18 protein-coding genes are annotated in these 23433 nt (G+C 40.0%); 10 read left to right on the top strand and 8 right to left on the bottom strand.

Annotated elements, in window-relative coordinates; translation table 11 throughout:
- Nucleotides 1-31: 31 nt before the first annotated feature.
- The 5 genes from Q0R88_RS20170 to Q0R88_RS20150 all read right to left on the bottom strand — a co-directional run bounded on the left by Q0R88_RS20170 (nucleotide 32) and on the right by Q0R88_RS20150 (nucleotide 7324).
- Complete coding sequence (locus Q0R88_RS20170) at nucleotides 32-3133, bottom strand: efflux RND transporter permease subunit (protein ID WP_295719660.1); 3102 nt, start codon at nucleotides 3131-3133, stop codon at nucleotides 32-34.
- Nucleotides 3133-4086, bottom strand: coding sequence for an HlyD family efflux transporter periplasmic adaptor subunit (locus tag Q0R88_RS20165; RefSeq protein WP_295719658.1), 954 nt, complete (start codon nucleotides 4084-4086; stop codon nucleotides 3133-3135). The genes Q0R88_RS20170 and Q0R88_RS20165 overlap by 1 nt, the downstream gene beginning before the upstream one ends.
- A gap of 1 nt (nucleotide 4087) precedes the next feature.
- Nucleotides 4088-5323 carry a TolC family protein gene (locus Q0R88_RS20160; RefSeq protein WP_295719656.1) on the bottom strand — a complete coding sequence of 412 codons (1236 nt, stop codon included), beginning with the start codon at nucleotides 5321-5323 and terminating at the stop codon, nucleotides 4088-4090.
- A gap of 79 nt (nucleotides 5324-5402) precedes the next feature.
- Nucleotides 5403-6650: a HAMP domain-containing sensor histidine kinase gene (locus tag Q0R88_RS20155; protein ID WP_295719653.1), complete on the bottom strand. Its 1248-nt coding sequence runs from the start codon at nucleotides 6648-6650 to the stop codon at nucleotides 5403-5405.
- A complete protein-coding gene (locus Q0R88_RS20150; RefSeq protein ID WP_295719651.1) occupies nucleotides 6647-7324 on the bottom strand; it encodes a response regulator transcription factor in 678 nt (225 codons plus the stop codon). The genes Q0R88_RS20155 and Q0R88_RS20150 overlap by 4 nt, the downstream gene beginning before the upstream one ends.
- A gap of 174 nt (nucleotides 7325-7498) precedes the next feature.
- On the opposite strand from Q0R88_RS20150, the gene Q0R88_RS20145 reads away from it, so the two are divergent.
- Both Q0R88_RS20145 and Q0R88_RS20140 read left to right on the top strand, forming a co-directional pair.
- Nucleotides 7499-7912: an EamA family transporter gene (locus Q0R88_RS20145; protein ID WP_295719648.1), complete on the top strand. Its 414-nt coding sequence runs from the start codon at nucleotides 7499-7501 to the stop codon at nucleotides 7910-7912.
- Between the two features lie 266 nt (nucleotides 7913-8178).
- The gene (locus tag Q0R88_RS20140; RefSeq protein WP_295719646.1) at nucleotides 8179-10650 is read left to right on the top strand and encodes a TonB-dependent receptor; all 2472 of its coding nucleotides are present in this window, start codon (nucleotides 8179-8181) and stop codon (nucleotides 10648-10650) included.
- Nucleotides 10651-10803: 153 nt separating this feature from the next.
- Here Q0R88_RS20140 and Q0R88_RS20135 read toward each other — a convergent pair whose 3' ends face one another.
- Nucleotides 10804-11433: a DUF47 family protein gene (locus tag Q0R88_RS20135; RefSeq protein ID WP_295719643.1), complete on the bottom strand. Its 630-nt coding sequence runs from the start codon at nucleotides 11431-11433 to the stop codon at nucleotides 10804-10806.
- A 296-nt stretch (nucleotides 11434-11729) separates the two neighbouring features.
- On the opposite strand from Q0R88_RS20135, the gene Q0R88_RS20130 reads away from it, so the two are divergent.
- The 8 genes from Q0R88_RS20130 to Q0R88_RS20095 all read left to right on the top strand — a co-directional run bounded on the left by Q0R88_RS20130 (nucleotide 11730) and on the right by Q0R88_RS20095 (nucleotide 21214).
- The gene (locus Q0R88_RS20130) at nucleotides 11730-11945 is read left to right on the top strand and encodes a hypothetical protein (RefSeq protein WP_295719640.1); all 216 of its coding nucleotides are present in this window, start codon (nucleotides 11730-11732) and stop codon (nucleotides 11943-11945) included.
- Nucleotides 11946-12041: 96 nt separating this feature from the next.
- Entirely contained in the window at nucleotides 12042-14423 is a 2382-nt protein-coding gene (locus tag Q0R88_RS20125; protein ID WP_295719637.1) for a carboxypeptidase regulatory-like domain-containing protein, read from the top strand.
- Nucleotides 14424-14682: 259 nt separating this feature from the next.
- Entirely contained in the window at nucleotides 14683-15201 is a 519-nt protein-coding gene (locus tag Q0R88_RS20120; RefSeq protein WP_295719635.1) for a DUF2911 domain-containing protein, read from the top strand.
- A 129-nt stretch (nucleotides 15202-15330) separates the two neighbouring features.
- On the top strand, nucleotides 15331-16434 hold the full coding sequence (locus Q0R88_RS20115; protein WP_295719633.1) for a DUF3810 domain-containing protein: 1104 nt from the start codon (nucleotides 15331-15333) through the stop codon (nucleotides 16432-16434).
- 384 nt (nucleotides 16435-16818) lie between these two features.
- A complete protein-coding gene (locus Q0R88_RS20110; protein ID WP_295719631.1) occupies nucleotides 16819-19011 on the top strand; it encodes a penicillin acylase family protein in 2193 nt (730 codons plus the stop codon).
- Between the two features lie 40 nt (nucleotides 19012-19051).
- Nucleotides 19052-19540, top strand: a complete 489-nt coding sequence (locus Q0R88_RS20105; protein ID WP_295719628.1) for a hypothetical protein — start codon at nucleotides 19052-19054, stop codon at nucleotides 19538-19540.
- A gap of 83 nt (nucleotides 19541-19623) precedes the next feature.
- Nucleotides 19624-20619: a sugar phosphate isomerase/epimerase family protein gene (locus tag Q0R88_RS20100; RefSeq protein WP_295719625.1), complete on the top strand. Its 996-nt coding sequence runs from the start codon at nucleotides 19624-19626 to the stop codon at nucleotides 20617-20619.
- A 160-nt stretch (nucleotides 20620-20779) separates the two neighbouring features.
- Nucleotides 20780-21214 carry a DoxX family protein gene (locus tag Q0R88_RS20095; RefSeq protein WP_295719622.1) on the top strand — a complete coding sequence of 145 codons (435 nt, stop codon included), beginning with the start codon at nucleotides 20780-20782 and terminating at the stop codon, nucleotides 21212-21214.
- A 265-nt stretch (nucleotides 21215-21479) separates the two neighbouring features.
- Here Q0R88_RS20095 and Q0R88_RS20090 read toward each other — a convergent pair whose 3' ends face one another.
- Nucleotides 21480-21752 carry a UBP-type zinc finger domain-containing protein gene (locus Q0R88_RS20090; protein ID WP_295719620.1) on the bottom strand — a complete coding sequence of 91 codons (273 nt, stop codon included), beginning with the start codon at nucleotides 21750-21752 and terminating at the stop codon, nucleotides 21480-21482.
- 4 nt (nucleotides 21753-21756) lie between these two features.
- Entirely contained in the window at nucleotides 21757-23418 is a 1662-nt protein-coding gene (locus Q0R88_RS20085; RefSeq protein WP_295719617.1) for a response regulator, read from the bottom strand.
- Nucleotides 23419-23433 lie beyond the last annotated feature (15 nt).

Raw genomic sequence — 23433 nt, 5'->3', positions numbered from 1 at the left:
AATTAGGCTTTAAATCTGGAGAAATATTGTGCTATTGCGGATGATCTGTATGTTGTTCAATAGCCGGTACGGTGAAGCCATTACGATATAAAATACGCATCATACTTGGTAAAACAATTAAAAGCAAAGGCAGGGCAACTAAGAAACCGCCAATAACTGCTATAGCCAAAGGTTGATGTAACTGAGCCCCGGCGCCGATACCTAAAGCCAGTGGAGTTAATGCAATTATTGCTCCTAATGCCGTCATTAATTTGGGCCTTAACCGTGTTGAGATAGAATAAACTATAGCTTCATTCACGCTTTTTTCTCTTGCGCTTTCCCTAAATTGTAAAAAGGTGAATATGGCATTTTCGCCAATAATACCAACTATCATAATCAATCCTGTATAGCTGCCAACATTTAGTGGAGTATTTGTAATATATAAAGCCAAAAAGCTTCCCGAAATACCCAAAACTGCCATCACCAAAATTAATATTGCTATTCTGAACTGCTTAAACAAAAACAGTATCACCCCAAAAACCAACAGACTCGATGTGATGAGGATAATCAGCAGCTCTTTAAATGATTGCTGCTGCTCGGCATATGCACCGCCATATTCTACATGATAGCCCCTGGGGAAGTTTACTTTTTGGGCTATGTTTTTTTGTATGGCCGGTATTACCGTTCCTAAATCGCTGTTCTCTAACCTAGCGGTGATAACGCCCATTGATTGCAGGTCCTGGCGGTTAATTTCGGCATCGCCGGCTTTTATATCAACTGTAGCCAACTGGCTTATCGGTATTAATTTGCCGTTGCCCAGGAATATATTTAGTTTTTTAATATCAGCTATGTTTAACGACCTGTTACCCGGGTAAACCATGCGGATAGGAGATAGTTGCTGAGTTTCGTACAAATTACCTACCACGTTGCCGTCCAGTGCAGTTTGGGCCTGAAATTGCAGCGCGGCCGGTGTAATGTTATACTGTGCCAGTTTTTTATAATCAGGTACGATACTTACAGAAGGACCTGCAATCACGATACCATCAAACACATCGGCAGTACCTTTAACCGCGGTAACTTCGGCCGCAATTTGTTTGGAAAGGTTTTGAAGGATGCGTTGATCATCGCCAAAAACTTTGATTTCGATAGGCTGGGTTGAACTCATAAGGTCGCCCAACATATCCGTTATCACTTGTCCAAAATCTACCCGTAAGGCAGGTTGTGTTTTTTCAATCTCACTTCTTATATCACTGGTTACCTCTTCAGTTGTTTTTTTATGGCTTTTTTTCAATTGAATCAGGTAGTCGCCGGTATTAGGCTCAGTTATAAAGAAACCCATTTGTGTTCCGGTCCGGCGGGAGTAGGCGGCCACATCAGGATGTTTGGTGATGATCTTTTCTATCTCTCTTAACATGCGGTCGGTTTCCTGCAGCGATGTTCCCGGCGGCGAACTATAATCCAATACTATACTGCCTTCATCCATAGCCGGTAAAAAACCGGTTTCTAATTTTGAGGGTATAAAAACGATCACTGCAATCAACGCCATCATGATAACAATGCTGATTATTGGCTGCATAATGAAAAAAGAGACCCAACCCTGCCTTTTTACCTCGTGTGTTTCTTCCTTTACGTTTGCTGAATGCGCGTGTTGATTACGTGTAAGAAACAGGTAGATAACAGGCAAACCTATCCATGTTACAAAAAACGAGCAGATAAGGGTAATGATCATGGTATTGGTCATTACCTTAAAATAGGCCCCGGCAACACCTGTCATCAATAAAAAGGGAACAAAAATAACTATGGTACTTATAGATGAGCCAAGCATAGCCGGGAACAAGTAATCAATAGCTTTTTTAAGCAGCCTGCTGGTGGGTTCATCAGGGTGCTCTTCGTGCGTGCGATGGATTTGCTCAACCACAACAATGGCGTCATCAATGATCAATCCTATAGCTGCTGCTATAGCACCCAGTGTCATGATATTGAAAGTGTACCCTATTATGTAAAGCACAATAAGTGTAAGGCAAAGCGTAACCGGAATTGTAATTAAAATGGTTGCGCTTGCTTTAAATGATCTCAGGAAAATAATAGCTACAACTATTGCCAGCAATAAACCTATCCAAACACTATCGGTGACACTTTTAACAGAATCGTTTACAAAATCGGCCTGTATATAGTAGGGTTTTATAGTAACATCTTTGGGGAGTATTTTTTGAAGGGCCGCCACTTTTGCCGCCATATCTGTTGATAAGGATATCAGGTTGGCGTTGGGTTGTTTAATAACTGCTATTAATACCCCATCATGACCGTTGGCATTTATCTTGGTATATTCAATGCCTTCGCTTATTTGTACTGATGCAATATCCTTTACCTGGATAACTCTTTTGCTGTTATTGCTTATCACCATATTTTCCAGCTGATCCTTTGCAGTTACGGTAGCATCGGTTACGGTGAGATACAGCATTTTATAATCAGAAAGATAACCTTCTGATTTTATGAAGTTGGTTTGGCTTAATGCGCTGCTGACCATATCCGGCGTTAATGACAGTGCCGTCATTTTTTCGCGATTAAGCACAAGCCAGTATTCTTTTGTTTTACCGCCAATAACCTTTATTTCGGATACGCCGTTTATTTGTGATAAAAATGGTTTTACGGTAAAGGTTGCTAATTGCTTTAATTCAATTGGTGATCTATCATGACTCTCCAGCGTGTACCCGCTTACCGGTAAAATAGAAGGGTTCATTTTTTCGACGGATATGTTTACATCCGGTGGCAGGGTATTTTGAATTTTAGCAATCTGTGATTCTATTTGTTGCTTACTCAGGTCAATATCAGCATTCCAATCCATATAGGCCGATATCTCGGCACTTCCGCGGCTTGTGGTGCTTCTTACTAGTTGTAAGGCCGGTACCTGTTTTATTGCGTTTTCTAACGGTTTGGTTACCGTTATCATCATTTTGTTTACCGGTTGTAAACCGGCATCGGCAATTACCTTAATTTTAGGAAAAGTAATCTCGGGAAAAAGGGAAGTTTGAAGTTTGGTATAAGCAAATATGCCACCTATTAATATCAGCGATAATACCAGTAGCAGGGGTTTGCGATAAAAAATAAAAAAATTCTCTACCTTATCTATTTTTGTTTCTACAACTTTAGCCATTACTGTACAATTTTAACTTTAGCTGTATCTGCCAAACCATAATTACCGCTTATAACTATTTTATCCCGGGGAGAAAACTTTGGCGATAGGATCTCTACTTTGCCTCCACTTTCAATTCCTTTTTTTACAGGTATTTTAACCGCTGTGGTAGCATTGATTAACTTCATTACCCAAAATTCTGTTTGTGTTTCGTTTGATAGTATGGCTGAAGCTGGCAGGGATGTGGTGTTTGTTTTCGATGTTTTTACTATCCGTGCTCTGGCTACCAGGTTTTCGGGGATTTGATCGGCCGAATTTACTTTGATCACGATGCCCTGGGTTTGTGATAGCGTATCAACAACGGGCATAAAAGAGGCTACTTTGCCATTTAATTTTACCCCATCAGGCAGGGTAAGCAATACGTCCTGGTTGCTGGATACAGATGCGCGCAATTCATAAGGCAGCTGCATGATAAAGGCAAAGCTTCCTCTGTCGCTTATGATGGCTAATTGTTCACCATCCTGTACATAATCACCTACCTGGTGATTTAATTGTGTAATATAACCATGTTCAGAGGCTTTGATTTTATTTACGCCCGAAAATTTGAAGGTAGTATCAAGTATGTTTATGCTATTGCCAATGCTTTGCGCTTCTTTGGTTTTTATAGTAAATAAAACCGCGCCTTTATTTACGTAATGGCCAATTTGCGTATTTACTTTTTGTATGTAACCAATGGCGTTAGCTTTTACATAGTTTTTTTGAAGGAATGATGATGTGGCATTCAGTTCAATGTAATCTGTAAGTGAACTTTCGTCAATGGTGGTAACCTGTACAGGTGTTTCGGGTACTACAACTTCTGCATCGCTTGCAGTTGCTGCATCAGAATTACCTTTACATGAAGAATACACCAGTGCTACTGCTAAAATTATTAAAATGTTTTTTGAACGGGAACAGGCTGTTTTATATATTTTCATGTTATTTATTCCAGTAATTTAATTGATTAGTGAGCTGGAGCTTTGTTATGGTAGTTTGTGTAAGCAGGTTGGTAATGGTATAGTAACTATTAACAGCCAGTATAAGATCTGCAATTTTTACATCGCCGGTTTGCATCAGTTGAGTATCAACCTTTATTAAGCTTTCAGCGTATTTTATTTGTTCCTTTATCTGGTTAATCAGGTTATCATTCTCGTTTATCTGCTGATTAAGCTGCGCAATTTGCTGCCGGTATTGCGAATTAAAAAACGCTTTATAGTTTAAGCGTGTCTCCTCTTCCAGTTTTAACCTTTTGTATTGAAGTTTACGCTGGCCGCCATCGTAAATTGGCATAGAAATACTAAAGCCAAAGCTGGTACCAAAGTGTTTATAGGCCTGGGTGGTAAAATCAGTATTATATCCGCCATCGGCAAAAATATTAGCTTTAGGTCTGTAGCTATAATCAATTAAGCTCCTCGTGTTTACAAGTCGTAAACTATCAGATTTAAATTGCCTGAAAAATATACTCATGGAAGCATCGGGCGTAATTGTTGTTTGAACAACAGGCTCGCTTAGTTCAACCGTTGTAGTATCAACAACACCGGCCACGTAATTTAGTGTGGCATAGTCATTTTTATATTGTATTTGTGCCTGCAAAAGCTGTAGCTGCTGTTGTTTTAAGGTAACCAAAAAGGCAAGATATTCGCTTTGTTTGTAAACATTGTTTCGGGTGAGTTTTTTGAGCAGGCCTTCTTCTTCAGTAAGCAATTTAACTACGTCGCGATTAAATTTAACCTGCTGCAAACTGCCGTAAGCGGTTATGTATTGACCGGTGATGGTCTTTTTTAAGTCTTGTTCAGATACTGCCCCGCTGTTGATGATAGAATCGCGCTGTAAGTTTATGGCTGCCAGTTGTGTATTTAAATATTGTTTACCTATCAGCTGCTTGTTTACTCCTAAAAGTGCATTAAAGGTTTGCACATTAGTAATAGCGCCTGCATAACCATAACCACCAACAACAGGTGCAAAATAGCCGTTGCTGTTTACGTTTACCTGTGGCCTTAAACCGGCCCTTAATCTTAAACTATCTATTTGGCTTGCCGCTATTTGATTTCTGACAGCCTTAAGTAAGGGACTGTTATTTTTTGCAAGTTCCAGGTAGTGATCAAGCGTATAAGTTTGTGCCCGGGCAGCAGTATAGGTGAGTGTGAATAATATAAAACCGAAAAACCACTTCATTAAATGAGGTATAAATGTATTTTAAACATAGCTAAACTATAGCTAAATTCTGTAAAAATTTAGGATGCTAAATGCCAATTTAAAAAGTTACAATAAAAGTGTGATAATGGGCCTGGTATTGGTAGGAGAGTGAAAAATCGAAGTTTTCGCAAATTTGTTTGCTGATGGTAAGCCCAAGCCCGCTGCCATCAGAGTTGGATGATTTATGGAATCGTGTAAAAATTTTATCATCGGGCAATGGTTTGCTATCTCCAGTGTTTTTGATAAAAAAATTATGGGCTGTTAATTTAATGATAATATTACCGTTGGCATGATTATGTCTTACTGCATTAATGACCAGGTTACTGAGCAATATCTCTATAAGGTACCGGCTTGCCAGGACCTCCTTGTCCTCCAGTTCAACCGTTACCGTTATTTGCTTATCACTAAAAATATCCTCCAATTGCAAAACCATTTCTTCAATTAACAGGCGCAGGTTAATATTTTGCTGGTCGGTTAGTAACCTGTTTTCTATTTTAACCAATAGTAACAGCGATTGATTAAGCCGGCTCAACCGCGCAACCGCGCTGTACAGATCATTAAGAAGTTTGCTTTGCCTGTCGTTAAAGTTTTCGGATTGTATTAAGGTATCCAATTTAGAGTTGATGACCGCGATAGGGGTAAGCAATTCATGAGAAGCATTTTCTGTAAAGGTTTTGAGTTCTTTATAGTCATATTTTGCTTTGGTGGTCATTGCAGCTGCAGCCTGGTTTAACTCCACAAATTCAGTAATACGGGTAGTAGTTTGGGGTATCTCGCGGCTATCGGTAATATTGAACAGCTTTATTTCGCGTAAAATGCTATAAAAGGGCTGCCATAAACGATTTAAAATTAAACGGTTGGCAATAAGTAATACCAGCATCAACAGCAAAATAACGCCAATGGTGATACCGAAAATGATTTGTATGAGATCTTCAGTTTCTACCTTTGATTCTACAATAAGTATCTTGTAGTATTTGCCGTTTACGGTGATAGAACTGATCAGTCCCCGGCCCGACTCGTATTCATTTTTATCCCTGCGGTAATCGGTATTGATAAATTCGCGCGTTATTGAATTTGGCTTAGCCTCGCTAAAAGTGATCTGTTGATCTTTGGATTCAAATACCTGTGGTAATTGGTGGTTAAGTTTTACATAATCAAAAACCTCATCTTCCTCTACCTTTAAAGCCTTGTCATTTTGATCATTCAATATCCAGCTAATAGCCTGGTAGTAGATGATTCCGGTTATCACCATTACAACTACTGTTGTGATGATGTTTACGCGGTTATATAAGGTAAGCAGCTTCATTGGCCTGAGAATTTATAGCCCATGCCATAAGCAGCCTGGATATAATCATTAGCGCCAGCCTCTACCAGCTTTTTGCGTATGTTTTTGATGTGCGAGTAAATGAAGTCGAAATTATCGGCAAGGTCTATACCATCGCCCCAAAGGTGTTCGGCTATGGCGTTTTTAGAGACTACCTTTCCTTTATTGGCTATAAAATAAATAAGCAGCGCAAATTCCTTGCGGGTAAATTTTAAAGGGGTGTCATGTACGCTTACTGTTTTGGCCTGCAGATCGATACTGATTTCGTTAAAGACCAACAGGTTGCTTCCATTGTACATTTTACGCCTGATGATGGCAGATACGCGTGCCTTTAACTCGGATAAGTGGAATGGTTTCACCAGGTAATCATCCGCGCCAAGGTCAAGGCCCTGCAGCCTGTCATCAAGTGAGTTTTTGGCAGATATGATAAGCACACCATCTGTAAAATTATTTTCTTTTAATTTTTTGAGGATGCTGATGCCATTGCCGCCGGGTAAAGTAATATCCAGCAGGATACAATCATAACGATATAACTCAACCTTGGTTAGGGCGGCAGAATAGGTAGCGGCTGTTTCACAGATATTTCCTGCTTCGGCAAAATATTCTTCAATACTTTCCCGCAGGCCTTCTTCATCTTCAATAATCAGTAATTTCATTTGGGCTATCTGTTTACTTGATATGCAACTTATATATTCCGGCTAAAGGTAGCCATCCATTTTGTACACATTTTGGATTTAACCAGATTTACTACAGTTTGATAAAGCAAATTTGCGTTTATAATGTTAACGTTAAATTAAAAAATACAGGGTAAAACTTAAAACTTTAAAATTATGTGGTGGATATACGCTCTACTATCGGCTTTATTTGCCGCGCTTACTGCAATTTTTGCCAAAATAGGTATAAAAGGGGTTGATACCGACCTAGCTACCGCCATACGCACGGTAGTAATATTAATACTGGCCTGGGCTATTGTGTTGTTTAAAGGCAGCAATAAAGGGATTGAAGGTTTAACCCGCCTGAATTGGACATTCCTCATCCTGTCTGGCTGTGCAACAGGGCTATCCTGGATCTGCTATTTCCGGGCTTTGCAATTGGGTAAAGTATCCCAGGTGGCACCGGTTGATAAATTGAGCGTGGCATTGGCCATTGTTTTAGCCGTTGTGTTTTTGGGCGAACCGCTTACCTTAAAAAATGGTATTGGTGCCTTATTAATCATCGCAGGCACTCTGGTCCTGATTTTTTGAGGCAGAATTAAGAATCAAAATTCAACACTGCCATAAAGTTTTATCTTTCGTCCTTTGTCTGATAGTCCTTTGTCCATTCGTCCTTTATCTTTTGTCCATTGTCTGATAGTCCTTTGTCCATTCGTCATTTATCTTTTGTCCATCCGTCTCATATTGTAACAAGTATGTTGATAAGTTAACCTTATTGTAACAAACACACCAGTAATCAGAATTAATCCAAAGTTTCTTTTCAAATTCGCACCCAAATCATGGATTTTTTAAGGATAATGAAAGCGTACTATATATTATTTATTTTTATTCTGTTTACAATAAATTTACATGCTCAGGCTCCTGCCGGCAAGGGTAAAATAATTGGTAAAGTTACCGATGCTACAACCAAACAAGCGGTTGATTATGCAACTATATCTGTTTATAAACAAGGAGTTGAATCGCCATTTAACGGTATTAGTACCGATCCTAAAGGAAATTTTACGGTTGATAAAATACCTGCAGGCGAATATAAAGTTACTGCCGATTTTTTAGGCTATCAGCGTGCTACCCTGGAGCATATTATAGTTAAAGATGGGGCTGCCATCAATTTAGGCGAAATATTATTATCGCCCTCGCCGCACCAGTTAAAGGATGTAAATATTACCGCTACAACGCCAACCGTTCAAAACAAGATAGATAAAATGGTATACAACCCGCAAAACGACCTGAGCGCGCAAGGCGGTGTAGCTATCGATATATTGAAAAAAGTGCCTCAAATTACTGTAGATATTGATGGTAATGTTGAGTTGCAGGGGAACGCCAATATCCGCTTTTTAATAAACGGAAAACCATCAAGCATCTTTGGCGCCAGCCTTGCCGATGCATTGGCAAGTATCCCGGCCAGCCAGATCAAAAGCATTGAGGTAGTTACCAGTCCAGGTGCCAAGTATGACGCCGCCGGTACTGGAGGTATCATCAACATTATTTTAAAAGACAGTAAAGTTGAAGGAGTAAACGGCAGCGTTAACCTATCGGCTGGTACCCGTCGCGAAAACGGGTCATTTAACCTCAATGTACGTAAAGGTAACTTTGGCGTAAATGCATTTTTTAGCGGCAACGCCCAGATTAACAGTAACTCACCGAACACGAGCAATCGTGTATCTAAAGATTCATTGGGCAAAACCACAACTTTGTTTCAGCAGGGGAGCAATAATTTTAAACGTAACGGTTATCAATCGGGCCTGAATTTTACGTGGAATATCAGCAAGCATGACGATCTTACCGCATCTGTGGGCTTCAATCATTTTGGCAATCATGGTAATGGCTTAACCAACCAGGACGAAAATACAGTGAGCGCCGATGGCACCCAACTTTCTGATCTTAAAACCCTCCGCACATCCAGCAGTAAGTTTAGCGGAACATCCACAGACGTAAGTTTAGCCTACAAAAAAACATTTGATAAAGAAGGGCAGGAGCTTGATATATTGTATTCATCCAGCTTTGGTAACAACAGTTTTAGCTCATCGCAGTTATTGCAGAATTTGCAGCCGGGCACCATACCTACAGGTATCACCAATAGCAACCCGGGCAAGGATAGGGAAACCAATATATCTGTAGATTACTCGCATCCGGTAAGTAAAAACTTTACCATCGAAACGGGTGGTAAACTCGATTTTAACCACATCAATAACAATGTAGTTACCGATACCTTGCTTAATGGCGGCAATGTACCCAACTATAACCAAACCTACGGCTTTACTTATGACCGTAAGATATATGCCTATTATTTATCGGCAACTACATCGGTGTTCAATAACTTTTTGGATATTAAAGCAGGCTTGAGAGACGAATACACAGTAACTACGGCCGATTTTAAGAATACAAACATTCCTAATTATAACATATTGGTGCCGTCGCTGGTGTTCTCACATAAAATTAGTGAATCGCAATCTGTAAAACTGAGTTATACCCGCAGGATAGAACGCCCCGATTACGGCGACCTTAATCCATTCTACAACATCAGCGATACCCACAACATCAGTACCGGCGATCCTAACCTGAAGCCTGAGCGTGGCGATAATTTTGAGTTGGGTTACAATAAATCATTTGATAAGGGCGCAAACATCAACATAGCTGCATTTTACCGTAAAAATACCGACGACCTGCAACGTTTTACTACTTTTTATGATACGTTGCGGATTGACGGTAGTAAATACACCAACGTATCGTTAACTAAGCGATATAATCTTGGCTCAGAAGATCGGGCGGGAATAAACATCTACGCGTCGCTGCCTGTTACAAAGGAATTTAACCTGCGTACCAATATGATATTTTCTGAACGGACCAGTAATAATCCGGGTAGCCCAAGCGTAACCGGCTTTACTTACCGTTTAAACCTGAATGCCCAATACAGTTTTGGACATGATTTAAGCGCCGAGTTTTTTGGCAACTATAACTCATCACAAAAAAGCATCCAGGGAACACAACCCAAGTTTGTGTTTTACAACTTCGCGATGCGTAAAATGTTCATGAACAAAAAGGCCAGCATAGGGGTTACCGCGTCAAATCCGTTTGCTAAATATGTAAGCCAAAGTTCAACAACATATGGTGCCGGCTTTAACCAAACCAACATCAGGTACATACCGGTACAATCATTTGGTATCAGCCTGAGCTACAAGTTTGGCAAGCTTGAGTTTAAGAAGGATAAAGAAAAAGATGATAACGGCGGTAATAAACAGGATGAAGGTCCTGCTGATAAAGGAAAGTAAGGCCTAATACAACCCTCTTCAAAGGAGAGGGTATTTGATTGACGAATTGGCTAATCAATACCCATAAAAAAGCGATGAATTAAACTCATCGCTTTTTTTATATAAATATGTTTTCTTTTACTACCCTCAGGTTTGCAGCGGGTAGGAATGATTCTATCCGTTTTTAATCAGGATGCTCTCAATTACCAGTGTAGCATCTTCGCAGCTATCTGTAGCGGTTTCCATCGCCATAAAAACATCAGTGTATTTTATAAGTTGTATGGCATCAGTTTCGTTAGCCAGCAAATCAGCAAAAGCCTCATTGTATACTGTATCAGCCTGGTATTCCAATTTTTTTATATTGTTGCAAAGTTCAAATATATGGGCTGAGTTACCTAAATTGTTCATGGCGTTAACAGCTTCCTGAAGACCTTTGGTGGTTTTAAGGATAAGATCTGCCAGGCTAATAATAGGAGAAGTGATCTTAGGTACATCATACAGGTTTATCCTGCGCGATGCCATGGCTATACTATCGGCAACATCATCAATTGCAGCAGCCAGATCGCACATATCCTTGCGCTGAAAAGGTGAAATCAACATTCTGCCCGATTCTGTAAATACCTGGTGGGTAATTTCGTAACTTTTTGCCTTCAGTTTATCAACAAGTGTAAACTGAAATTTTTGTTCATAGGTATCGGCAGAGTTTACCGCCGTGTTAAGTAAAGTTGCCATTTCGGTAGCGTTGGCAACTGCACGGTTAAATAAATCATAAAAAACCTGATTTGAATTGGGAAATATCGACATTGACTTGAACTTTTTATGACTTTTTAAATGACAATTAAGTTAAAAGCGTGTATACTAATTAATTAGCGTCCACTATGCACATATATTTATGCGGCTAAATGTAGCTATTAATTTGCAGTGAAAAGTCATGTAATTGTTAACTCAATGTTAATTAAATGTTATCAAATTTAAGTGTGTTTGCATTGTGTTTTCAACTACTATATACAGGTAAGGTAAATAAATTATATGTAACAATTGCTTTGCGCTAAAACAATATTGCTCTTAAATATATTGTTAACTTATATAAGTTAAATATCATGAAATCCGCTGATAAACACTATAGATTTATAAACAGTAAAACTGGTTATGCAATTTATTACTACTCACTAAGCAGCGACCTCACTACAGAAGAGATCAAAAAGGAATTGCAAGCGATAAAAAACCGCGTGGCAATTCAGAATCGTATTTATTGCGAAACTGTGTATTGGGAGGAGATACGGGAAAATGCAGACTTTAATATGGATACGATTTAATGAATTATATACCAGTATTTTAATTTGTTTTTGTGTGCGGAAATTAGGTATATTTAATTGCCAATTATAAACCCATTTCTATTTGCCATTTCCTGCATGAAAAAGTTACTATTTGCACTTTTGTGTACAACCTGTTTTTATATACCAGCTTTTTCGCAAGGCGTTAAACAATCATTATCATTGGATGATATTGTTTCGCGTTTGCAAACCCTATCAACAACAAAAGCTATTGAAAAGGTATACCTTCACTTTGATAAAGCCCTTTATAACGCCGGCGATACAGTGTTTTTTAAAGCCTACGTTACGCTGGGCGAACAACATCAACTATCGAAATTAAGTGGCGTTCTGCACGTCGATTTGGTAAATGCCGCCGATTCGCTGGTACAAAATATATCATTACAAGTTACTAATGGCTTAACCTGGGGCGATTTTGCGTTACCAGCCAGGCTGCCAAAAGGCATTTATCATGTAAAAGCGTATACCAAATGGATGCTTAATAACGTCGATCCGGGCATATTTGATCAGCCAATAGCAGTTAACAGTGCTGTGCCCGCCACCGCGGTATTGGCAACACGGCAAAATACAGACACCCGTAATAAGTTTGACGTTCAGTTTTTTGCCGAGGGCGGAACTTTTATTAACGATATACCGGTTAAACTCGCGTTTAAGGCTATTGACCATAATGGGCAGGGCGTAAATGTTAAAGGAGTAGTTGTTGATAACCTAAACGCAGAAGTAACTAAGTTTGAAGCCAAACACCTGGGTATGGGCGTTATTTACATTACCCCGGTTGAAGGAAGAAGCTACAAGGCAAACCTCACTTATGCTGATGGCACCAAAGCCGTTATTGATTTACCTAAAGCCGATAGTAAAGGGATGACCTTGCTGGTAAACAATGATAAGCCAGATAAGCTGATGATAGAAATTAATGCAAACAGGCCTTACTATCTTGAAAATAAGAATAAAGAAATTGGCGTTGTTATTTATTCAAACGGGTCGGTACGTTCACTTAAAACAACACTTGATAACCAGGTGCTTGATATTAATCTTGATAAAAAGGATTTTCAAACCGGTTTAGTGCAGGTTACCCTGTTTTCTAAAACCGGCGAACCTATGAATGAGCGCCTTTCGTTTATACAAAACAATGATATTATAAATATACAAACCGGCACTGATAAAGCTGCTTACAAGGCCAGGGGTAAAGTACATGTTACTGTTAGTGCAAAAAAGGATGATAAACCTATTACAGGTTATTTCTCGGCATCGGTTATCGATGCTACCCGGATACCGGTGAATGAAAGTGCCGAAACTACCATATTAACCAATCTTTTATTAACATCGGCATTGCGGGGATTTGTTGAGCAGCCCAATTATTATTTTGCCAATGTTACCAGTGATACACGTGCCGATTTGGATATATTGATGCTTACACAAGGATACCGGAGGTTTGTTTGGAAGCAATTGCTTGGCGACGATGCTAAAATGGCGTCAACTTATCCTGTAGAAAAAGGACTGGATATATCGGGCACGGTAAAAACTATGGCTGGGGCGCCGGTTGCTAATGGTAGCGTTACGTTGCTTACCCAAAACGGGGGCACTATGTTAAACCAGGTAACTGATGCCAATGGCAGGTTTACTTTTGCAAATTTGATTTACACAAGCTATACCTCATTTGTAATTCAGGCTAAAACAGAAACTGGGAAGAGTAATACGCAAATCATAATAGACCAGCCCGAAAAAGTTAATATCACAACAATTAATAGCCAGGGTTTAGCTGATGACGTTGCTCTTAAAAACAATGGTAAACCCCTCGCTTCAACTACGTTCATGGCAGATGCAAGCGGAAAATCATTGAAGGAAGTGATTATTAAAGATAAATATTTAGAATCTCACAATAACACAATTGATCAGTTTAAAGATCAAACAGGAATATCTCGAGGCCTCGAGGGGCACTTACCCGGAGTGGCATTAATGGGCGGTGTGCCGTATTTAAGAGAAAGAGTTGGTTTAACGGGAGCGGGCCCCATGTTGGTGATCATAGATGGCGCACAGTCGAGTTCAAATATTGACAACTTAAGTGTAGCTGATGTAGCAAGTGTTAAAATGCTTAAAAATGTTGATGCTGCTATTTATGGTTCCCAGGGAGCCAATGGGGTTTTATTAATTACAACAGTTAAAAATAAGGGGATACCTGTAAATAAAAAGATTTCACCGGGGTTGCTTTCCTATGCTCCTAAAGGCTTTTATAAAGCACGTGTATTTTACTCGCCCGTTTATGGTGGCTCAGCTACCCAAAGTAGTAAACCTGATGAACGCAGCACAATATACTGGAACCCTGATATTGTTACGGATAAAGATGGTGGCGCTTCATTTGATTTTTACAATGCAGATGGCAAAGGTAATTACCGTATAGTAGTTGAGGGGATAGACGAAAACGGTAATGTAGGCCGCAATGTTTATACTTATAAGGTGGAGTAAAAGGCTAAATAAAAAACCCCTGCCTTGAGGCAAGGGTTAAAAAAAACCACAACAATTGTTTAACCTTTTGGCCATTTTAACCTTAAGGTCAATTCCTAATTGCAATGCGGCCGTCTCATTATTTATAACATTACTATATATCAACTGTTTTTTAATTGAAATATTTTTTACAAAAGCAATTAAGTTTTATTTACTCCGTTAATTGCTACCAGAACAAATTTCGCCCTATATTTATACCAAATAAATCATGAGAAATACTATGAAAAGATCTATTAAAATGAAAGCAGCATTGCTTTTTGTATTTGCGCTGTTTATAAGCAGCCTAACATTTGCCCAGGATAAAAAGCCAGCAAGCCCGCATGATAGCACAAGCGCTAAAGTAGCTGGTTCGTTAATTAAAATTAAATACGGAAGTCCTTATGTAAAAGGTCGTAAAGTACTGGGCGAATTGGTGCCTTTTGGTAAGGTATGGCGTGCAGGAGCCGATTCGGCAACCAGCATTACAACAAGTAAAGCCATTAAGGTTGAAGGTAAAACACTTCCGGCCGGCCGTTATGCCTTCTTTGTAATTCCATCAGAAAGCGGCACCTGGACTCTTATTTTTGATAAAAATCCAAAACAATGGGGTGCCTATACTTATAAAGAAGCTAATGATCAGTTAAGGGTAACAGTTAAAGGGAAGACAGCTCCTAAAACCGAAAGCCTTATTTATACAATTACACCAAAAGGCTTCAGCTTAAAATGGGATACTTTTGAGGTTCCTGTTTCAATAAAATAAGTATAATAAAATATCGATACATAAAAAAGCTCCTTAACCGGAGCTTTTTTTGTGTATCGATATTTAACTTGTTATATCCAGCTGCCTTCTATAATTTTAACAACCTTCCATTAGCCTTATATTTACTTAATGCGTACCCTAATCAGCAAAAAACCATTATTAAAAAGAATCATAATTATATTGTTGCTTACGTTGGCTATTTTTCTGTTAATGCAGTTTGGCAATCATCCGGCATTGGTTGAACGCTATTATTCTGGTGGGTTTTATAAGCTTATCTGCTGGATATTTCATCCCATATTAAACCTGTTTCCTTTTAGTGTAGGCGATTTGTTATACACCGCAATTGTAATTGCTATAATTTTTGGTGTTATCAGGATGATTAAGCTGCTATTTAAAAAGCAGTTTAAAATCGTTGGTATACATTTTTTGGGATGGGTTATAGGTGTACAGGCGGGCATACTTGTTTTTTATTTGTTTTGGGGGATGAATTATTTTAGGCCATCAGCAGCTGAGCGCCTTAATCTAAGAGATACAGCTTTCACTACCGCCGACCTCAAGGCTGTAACTAAATTGTTGATAGATAGCGCCAATATTTGCCGTGCACGTGTCACCGCTGCAGATTTAGCGCAGAGCAATAGCGCCATTTATAAAGCCGCCGTTAATGCAGTGAGTTCGTTATCTGCCGATTCAGCTAACTTCAGGGCCTTTCATCCTGGAATTAAGCCATCTATGATTACATTTTTTATGAACTATATTGGTACCTCGGGTTATTATAATCCCTTTACAACAGAGGCTCAGATTAATTATGAAATGCCTGTTTTTAACCGGCCATTTGTTGCCTGTCATGAAATGTCGCACCAGGTAGGTTATGGAGCCGAAGATGAGGCTGATTTTGCCGGGTTTATCATCGGTATTAAATCACATGATCGTTTGCTGCGCTACTCAGCCTATCATTTGGCGGTTGATGAGTTTATGCACACACTGCGCCGCAGGGATACAGTTGCCCATAAAGAATTAAAGGCGATGATATCAAAAGATGTTCACCAGGATTTTGTAACAGAACGTGCCTACTGGATGGCTTACGAAAATAAACTCAGTGCTATTAGCAGTGTTTTTTACGATAACTTTCTGAAGGCTAATAACCAACCCCAGGGTTTGGGAACTTATAACCGGATGGTGTTACTGGTTATGGCCTGGGAGCGCAGCCATTGGTCGCCAATCATTAATCATTAGGGATGGGTCGTTGAGCTAAAACGATCACTTGTTGATCAGTAAAAAAAATGCGTTCCGTATCTCACCCCGGAACGCACTGCAATATCATGTCTCAAATGATATTGTATCAACTAAACCTCAGATCTCATATAAAATGAACATCCAAGCTCTTATATATTTACTGCTATTAATAACCAGTAAACAAAAAATTTATTACTTTGTGTTTGCGCCCTAATAATGGCGAATATTCAGACCTGGTTTCAAAAGAATTATGAATAATTGAAAAGAAACGTAGGTGTGATGTGAATATTGTGTTTAAAAGCTCAAATTTACTTCATATTATTAATATTTCGCTATTGATTTTCAATCTAATTGATTAGACACACCGGTAAAATTATTGTTACCATGAAACATAATTTAATTTTCGTTTTAATATTTTCTCCTTTCATTGTATTTGCTCAGAAATTTAACCAGGAGGCAATACAGAGGGCTAAAGTGCATGCCAATGCAGTAACCATTATTCGTGATAATTATGGTGTGCCACATATTTATGGCAAAACTGATGCTGATGTGGTTTTTGGGTTGATGTATACCCAGTGCGAAGATAATTTTAAAGGCATTGAGCGCAATTATCTTTATCAGCTTGGCAAACAAACCGAAGTTGATGGCGAAAGTAGCCTCGCTATAGATATACAGCTTCAGTTGATAGCTGACAGCGCCGATGCTATCAGGGATTATAAAAAAAGTGCGCCTGCTTTCAGGAAATTGCTGGATGCCTTTGCCGATGGGATAAACTATTACCTGTATAATCATCCCGAGGTGAAACCTAAAGTATTTAAACATTTTGAACCATGGTATGCCCTAATGTTTACCGATGGCAGTGTGGCTGCAACCGAAACGGGAGGGATTAAACTGGAAGAAACGAAAGATTTTTACGCTGATGGCGGCGAAAAGCTGGGCGCTGTACCCAATCACCCCGGAAAAGCCTATGAGTTTGTAAATGAACGCGAAACCGGGTCAAACGGTTTTGCCATATCGCCATCCAAATCGGCATCGGGGCACGCTTTACTTTACATCAACCCACATGTTCCGTTCTACTTTCGCAGCGAGGTGGAGTTGGTGAGCCAGGAAGGATTGCATGCTTATGGCGCTGTTACCTGGGGGCAGTTTTTTATTTACCAGGGATTTAACCAGCATTGCGGCTGGATGCACACGAGCAGCTATGCGGATGTAGCCGACCTTTATGCAGAAAAGATGGTAAAAAAAGATGGCGGCTGGTTTTATGAATACGATGGGGTGCTTAAACCGGTAACTATCCGTAAACTGGCCATTAACATAAAAAATGGCGATAAAGTTGAACAAAGAACAATAACAGCGTATTATACCCATCATGGTCCGGTATTAGGAAGCCGTGACGGTAAATGGTTGGCGTTAAAGGCCAATAACAGATCATACAACGCCTTGCTGGAGTCATGGCAAATTACAAAAGCCAACACGCTTGCAGAGTATAAAAAAGCGATGGACCTTGTATCAAATGCTACCAATAGCACAGTTTATGCTGATGATAAAGGCAATACTATTTTTTGGTATGGTAACTATATTCCTAAACGCAATCCTAAATATGATTGGAGTTTGCCGGTTGATGGCAGTACTTCTGCAACAGAGTGGCAGGGTGTTCATCAGCTTAAAGATATAATTACAACTACAAATCCTGCTACCGGCTGGATTCAGAATTGTAACTCAACGCCATATACAGATGCCGGTGCAAGCAGTCCTGATAAAAATAAGTACCCGGTTTATATGGCGCCCGATGGCGAAAATTACCGTGCTATAACAGCTATTAATATATTGAAAAATGCCGATCACCTAACGCTTGATGGCCTCATAGCTAAAGGCTATGATCATTACCTGGCTGCCTTTGATGATTTGCTGCCACCTTTATTTAAAGCTTATGATAATGCGCCCGATTCGATAAAAAAATCACTTGCCGAGCCCATAAATATATTGCGACAGTGGGATAAACGTACATCCGCAAATTCAGTAGCCACCGCGCTGGCCATAGAGTGGGGCACTTTGATGGTGAAATTGCTTCCGCCACCCAAAACAGACCAACAAAGTACCTTTATTACCCAGCGCATAAAATTACTTGCCGAACAAACTCCCAGCAGCCAGCAATTGGCTATTTTAACCACTGTTTTGAAAACCCTGCAAAGTAAGTTTGGCACCTGGCAGGTACAATGGGGCGATATGAACCGATACCAGCGCCCCGCGGATGGTATCACGTTTGATGATAAGCTGCCAAGTATCCCGGTGGGCTTAACCGGGTCTGGATTTGGACAGCTACCCTCTTTTCAAAGCCGTACAATGAATACGTTGAAGCGGTACGGCTACTCGGGCAACAGCTTTATAGCAGCTGTTGAATTTGGATCAAAGATAAAGGCAAAAAGCATCATGACCGGCGGGCAATCATTTGATGCGGAATCGAAAAACTTTACCGATCAGGCGGCGGGCATCATTGATGGTAAATTTAAAGATGTTTTATTTTATAAAGAGGATGTGCTTAAACATGCTCAAAGAACCTATCATCCGGGTAATTGATTAAATTGTTTTAAAAAGTATATTTGGATACAATATTAAAATGAAAAAATACCTGTTTTTAGTGGTAACGTGTTTTTGCTGCGTTGATTTGTTTGGCCAGAGTGTAACTGTTAATGACCTTACCAATTTAGTAAACCTTTCAAATGCCGACGCTCATAATTACCTGGTATTATCAAAGGGATTTAAGAAAGAGTACACACAGGATGTTGGCGGCAATATAGTTGAGCATTTACACAAGGGTGGGCCGGTAAATAAGGGCGAGGCTGTAGTGATAGGTGTTGGTACTAAACTGAGCAGCGGCACTATATTACGTACAGTTACGTATACCTCGGCAATTACTAAAGATATTTTCAACCTGATAACTCAGGCCAAAAGGCTGGGCCTGGATATGAAGTTTCAGGGGGCAGATTCTGTAAATAATATCTATCTTTTTGATAATGATTTTTTTCATATCGTGATGCTCATCAGTCGTGATAATTCTTCGGGCTCTGTTGAGGTAAAACAAAAAGAATATTTAGGCTTTGATTAATTAAGATATCGGCTCAGTAACAGCGTCGTTGCTGCACAAATCCCATTCAGCTTTATTATATTGCGGTACCAACTATAAAGCTTATGAAAACTATTAGTCGCAAAAAATTTATTGCTGCCGCTACTATGGCTACTGCCGGTATGGCATTCGGCTTAAACGCATTGGGTAAGGATAGGGTAGGGCCGGAGATCGTAAGTGATAACCAACCCGCAACGCAATCATCTGCGACAGAAAAAATTAAGGTAAGCATATTTTCCAAACATCTGCATTGGCTTAATTATACCGATATGGCATCATTAGCTGCCGGTATGGGCTTTGATGGCGTAGATATTACCGTAAGGCCGGATGGACATGTGTTGCCCGAAAATGTAGCTGTTGATTTACCAAAGGCCGTAGCGGCTGTGGAGAAGGCCGGTTTAAAGGTATATTCAATAGTCTCCAACATCAAATCGCCAGATGAAAAATATACACATGATATTTTAAAAGCTGCATCTGCATTGGGGATAAAATATTACCGTACGGCCTGGTTTGATTATAATAAAAACATCAGTATCCCCGAAAACTTAAAAGTAATCAGTGCTCAGTTTGCTGCTTTAACCAGCTTAAATAAACAATATAAAATACATGGAGCCTATCAAAATCATTCGGGCGAACTGTTTGGCGCTTCTGTTTGGGATCTTTGGCTGGCGATGAAGGATCTTGACCCCAATTTGATAGGCTGCCAATATGATATCAGGCATGCCACTACCGAAGGCGCCGATACCTGGGCAACATCAATGCAATTGCTGATCCCGCATATTAAAACCACCAACGTAAAGGATTTTTACTGGGAGAAAAAGGATGGAAAATGGCAGGTAAAAAGCGTGCCATTGGGCGAGGGAATGGTTGACTTTAAAAAGTACTTCGCCATGCTTAAGCAATATCAAATTAATGGTCCGCTAAGTTTGCATTGCGAGTACGACCTTGGCGGCGCGCAGGATGGTGCAAGGAAATTAACTATTAGCAAAGAGGCTTTTACGGCTGCAGTACAAAAAGACCTAACTACTTTGAGGGGATGGCTGAAAGAAAATGATCTATAGTGCCGGCAGTAATTTTAAGGGTAACTTAAATATTCCTGAAAAAAACAATTTGTAATTGTAACAGGTTTATTACTATATTTATATGAAGTAAACAGTTCTTTTTAACCCAATAAAACGGCTGTTAACTAAACCAATTTTAACCTTTAAAATGGAGGCTGTGATGAACTTAGTTCATAAAATAGAAAACTGGGGCGATACTCATCACCCTAAAATTCTTGATCTTGTCCGTATAGCACTTGGCGTATTTTTGCTATTAAAAGGCATTGCATTTATGCAAAACACAGCATACCTAAGGCACCTTATTGAAGACCAGGATGTAGTAGACCTATCGCCAACATTGTTGATGATTTTGGTTTACTATGTAACTTTTGCCCACATGGTTGGTGGCATACTGATAGCACTTGGCATATATACCAGGCTGGCGTCCATTATCCAGATTCCGATTGTTTTAGGCGCTGTATTTTTAACCAGTATTTTTCAGGAACCCATAAACACCATGGCCTGGCCATCTATTACGGCACTCATCCTGCTTGTAATATTCATTATCCTTGGCTCGGGACCGATTTCTTTAGATAGATATTTAGCGTCAGAATGATTTTAGATGTGCAAATTACAGATGTGCAGATTTCAGATGTGCAGATTTCAGATGTGCAGATTTCAGATGTGCAGATGGTTTTCTTATACACATTTGAAATCTAAAATTCGGACATCTTTTTCCAGCTATCATTTGCACATCTGAAATTTGAAATTTGCACATCTGCTTCCGGCGATCATCTGCACATTTGTAATCTGAAATCTACACATCTGAAATCTGCAAGCTATCATCTGCACATTTGTAATCTGAAATCTACACATCTGAATCAATATTCCACCACCAGTTCATCCACGTAGCACCATAACCACCGCTCGCCAGGTTCGGCAGAGATTACTACCGGGTGGCCTGTGGCTTCAAAATGTTTGGTCATGTGGGTATTGGGCGAACTATCGCAGCAAAGCGTTACACCGCAGGTTTGGCAGGTACGCAGGTGCATCCACGATGAATGTGTTTTCATGCATTCCTCACATACATAATCCTGTGGCTGTTTTATATCGATAACAGCCTCCAGGTGCGGGCAAATTTCATCCTCTTGCATAAATTTAAACTTCAGCTAAATATTTGTGTACAAAACTAATAGCCATAGAGCCTTCGCCTACGGCAGATGCTACCCGGTTCATTGCCCCCGCACGAACATCGCCCGCAGCAAATATGCCAGAACAGCTGGTTTCCAATAAAAATGGATCTCTTTTAAGCTTCCATATTTTGTTGAAGTTTTCATAGCTGCGCAACTCACGGCCGGTTTCAATAAAATCTTTGTTGTTTTTAATAATGTCGAGTTTTATCCAATCGGTATAGGGTTTGGCACCAATAAATATGTATAAGGCTGCGGCTTTGTTAGTAACTGTTTCCTGTGTTTTGCAGTTTTTTAAAGTCAATTTTTCCAGACAGTTACTTCCGTGCGCCTCTATAATTTCGGTGTCGGGTACAATTTCTATATTGGGTGTTTCACTTATCTGGGTTATCAGGTAGGCCGACATGGTTGGCACCAGGTCTTCCCGACGGATGACTATATGTACCTTATCGGCATATTTTGACAGGTGCATAGCCGCCTGGCCAGCAGAATTTCCTCCGCCAATAACATAGACATTTTTACCAGTACATGCCGATGCTTCGGTAGTTGCGGCGCCATAATAAATGCCCGCTCCGGTAAAGTTTTCAACCCCTTTAACTTCCAGTTTGCGGTAATCAACGCCGGTTGTGATTACTACAGTACGGCTGATGATCTCGGGACCATCATCCAAAATAATGGTTTTATAACCATCCTTTTGTTTGATATCGCTAACAGATTGCGGCGACAAAAATTCGGCGCCTAAACGCATCGCCTGGCTAATAGCACGGCGGGTTAAATCGGCACCGCTTAAACCTGCCGGAAACCCAAGATAGTTTTCTATACGCGAACTGGTGCCTGCTTGTCCACCAGGTGCTTTACGTTCAATCAGTAAGGTCTTTAATCCTTCGGATGCGCCGTAAACAGCAGCGGCAAGCCCAGCCGGCCCGGCTCCAATAATTACCACATCGTAAACATCGGTAAGGGTTTGCGGGTTTTTATCAAGTTTTGCTGCTATGCCTTGTATTGATGGTTTTTCTAAAAAGCTTCCATCTTCAAAAAAAACGGTTGGGAGGCAATCTGTTGTAAGGCTATTGAGCGCTAATAAACTACCTGCATCAACGTTCCTCTCAATATCTAACCAGCGGTAGGGTATCAGGTTACCGGCCAAATAATCTTTGATCACGTGTGATTGTGGTGAAAATTGATAGCCTATTACTTTTACACCCACAAACTCAGGAATATAATTGTTTTGCCAGTCGTCAAGCAGATCATTTATTACCGGGAAAAGTTTTTCCTCTGGCGGATCCCATGGCTTCATGAGGTAGTAATCAAGCTGCACATCATTAATAGCTTTAATGGCGGCTTCGGTATCTGAGTAGGCGGTAAGCAGTACGCGCTTAGCATCAGGGAATATTTTTTTTGCTTTCTCTAAAAATTTAACACCTTCCATTTCGGGCATGCGCTGGTCGCATAGGAACAGGGCTACCACATCCGAGCCACTTTTTAGCTCGGTAAGGCTTTCAAACGCTTCATTTGCCGATGTTGTACTCAGTATTTTGTACTCTTTACCGTATTGCGATCTGAGATCGCGGCTGATTGACCGGAGTACCTGCGGATCATCATCAATTGAAAATATTATTGGTTTACTCATGGTGGATTGCTACAG

The organism is Mucilaginibacter sp., assembly GCF_025362475.1.
GTDB lineage: Bacteria > Bacteroidota > Bacteroidia > Sphingobacteriales > Sphingobacteriaceae > Mucilaginibacter.
Note: the sequence above shows the minus strand (reverse complement) of the source record. Positions and strands in the feature narration are given on the sequence as shown.

Bases quoted from the DNA above. Each gene is read 5' to 3' on its own strand.
- Q0R88_RS20170 (WP_295719660.1), bottom strand. From the start codon at position 3,133: ATGGCTAAAGTTGTAGAAACAAAAATAGATAAGGTAGAGAATTTTTTT.
- Q0R88_RS20165 (WP_295719658.1), bottom strand. From the start codon at position 4,086: ATGAAAATATATAAAACAGCCTGTTCCCGTTCAAAAAACATTTTAATA.
- Q0R88_RS20160 (WP_295719656.1), bottom strand. From the start codon at position 5,323: ATGAAGTGGTTTTTCGGTTTTATATTATTCACACTCACCTATACTGCT.
- Q0R88_RS20155 (WP_295719653.1), bottom strand. From the start codon at position 6,650: ATGAAGCTGCTTACCTTATATAACCGCGTAAACATCATCACAACAGTA.
- Q0R88_RS20150 (WP_295719651.1), bottom strand. From the start codon at position 7,324: ATGAAATTACTGATTATTGAAGATGAAGAAGGCCTGCGGGAAAGTATT.
- Q0R88_RS20145 (WP_295719648.1), top strand. From the start codon at position 7,499: ATGTGGTGGATATACGCTCTACTATCGGCTTTATTTGCCGCGCTTACT.
- Q0R88_RS20140 (WP_295719646.1), top strand. From the start codon at position 8,179: ATGAAAGCGTACTATATATTATTTATTTTTATTCTGTTTACAATAAAT.
- Q0R88_RS20135 (WP_295719643.1), bottom strand. From the start codon at position 11,433: ATGTCGATATTTCCCAATTCAAATCAGGTTTTTTATGATTTATTTAAC.
- Q0R88_RS20130 (WP_295719640.1), top strand. From the start codon at position 11,730: ATGAAATCCGCTGATAAACACTATAGATTTATAAACAGTAAAACTGGT.
- Q0R88_RS20125 (WP_295719637.1), top strand. From the start codon at position 12,042: ATGAAAAAGTTACTATTTGCACTTTTGTGTACAACCTGTTTTTATATA.
- Q0R88_RS20120 (WP_295719635.1), top strand. From the start codon at position 14,683: ATGAAAAGATCTATTAAAATGAAAGCAGCATTGCTTTTTGTATTTGCG.
- Q0R88_RS20115 (WP_295719633.1), top strand. From the start codon at position 15,331: ATGCGTACCCTAATCAGCAAAAAACCATTATTAAAAAGAATCATAATT.
- Q0R88_RS20110 (WP_295719631.1), top strand. From the start codon at position 16,819: ATGAAACATAATTTAATTTTCGTTTTAATATTTTCTCCTTTCATTGTA.
- Q0R88_RS20105 (WP_295719628.1), top strand. From the start codon at position 19,052: ATGAAAAAATACCTGTTTTTAGTGGTAACGTGTTTTTGCTGCGTTGAT.
- Q0R88_RS20100 (WP_295719625.1), top strand. From the start codon at position 19,624: ATGAAAACTATTAGTCGCAAAAAATTTATTGCTGCCGCTACTATGGCT.
- Q0R88_RS20095 (WP_295719622.1), top strand. From the start codon at position 20,780: ATGAACTTAGTTCATAAAATAGAAAACTGGGGCGATACTCATCACCCT.
- Q0R88_RS20090 (WP_295719620.1), bottom strand. From the start codon at position 21,752: ATGCAAGAGGATGAAATTTGCCCGCACCTGGAGGCTGTTATCGATATA.
- Q0R88_RS20085 (WP_295719617.1), bottom strand. From the start codon at position 23,418: ATGAGTAAACCAATAATATTTTCAATTGATGATGATCCGCAGGTACTC.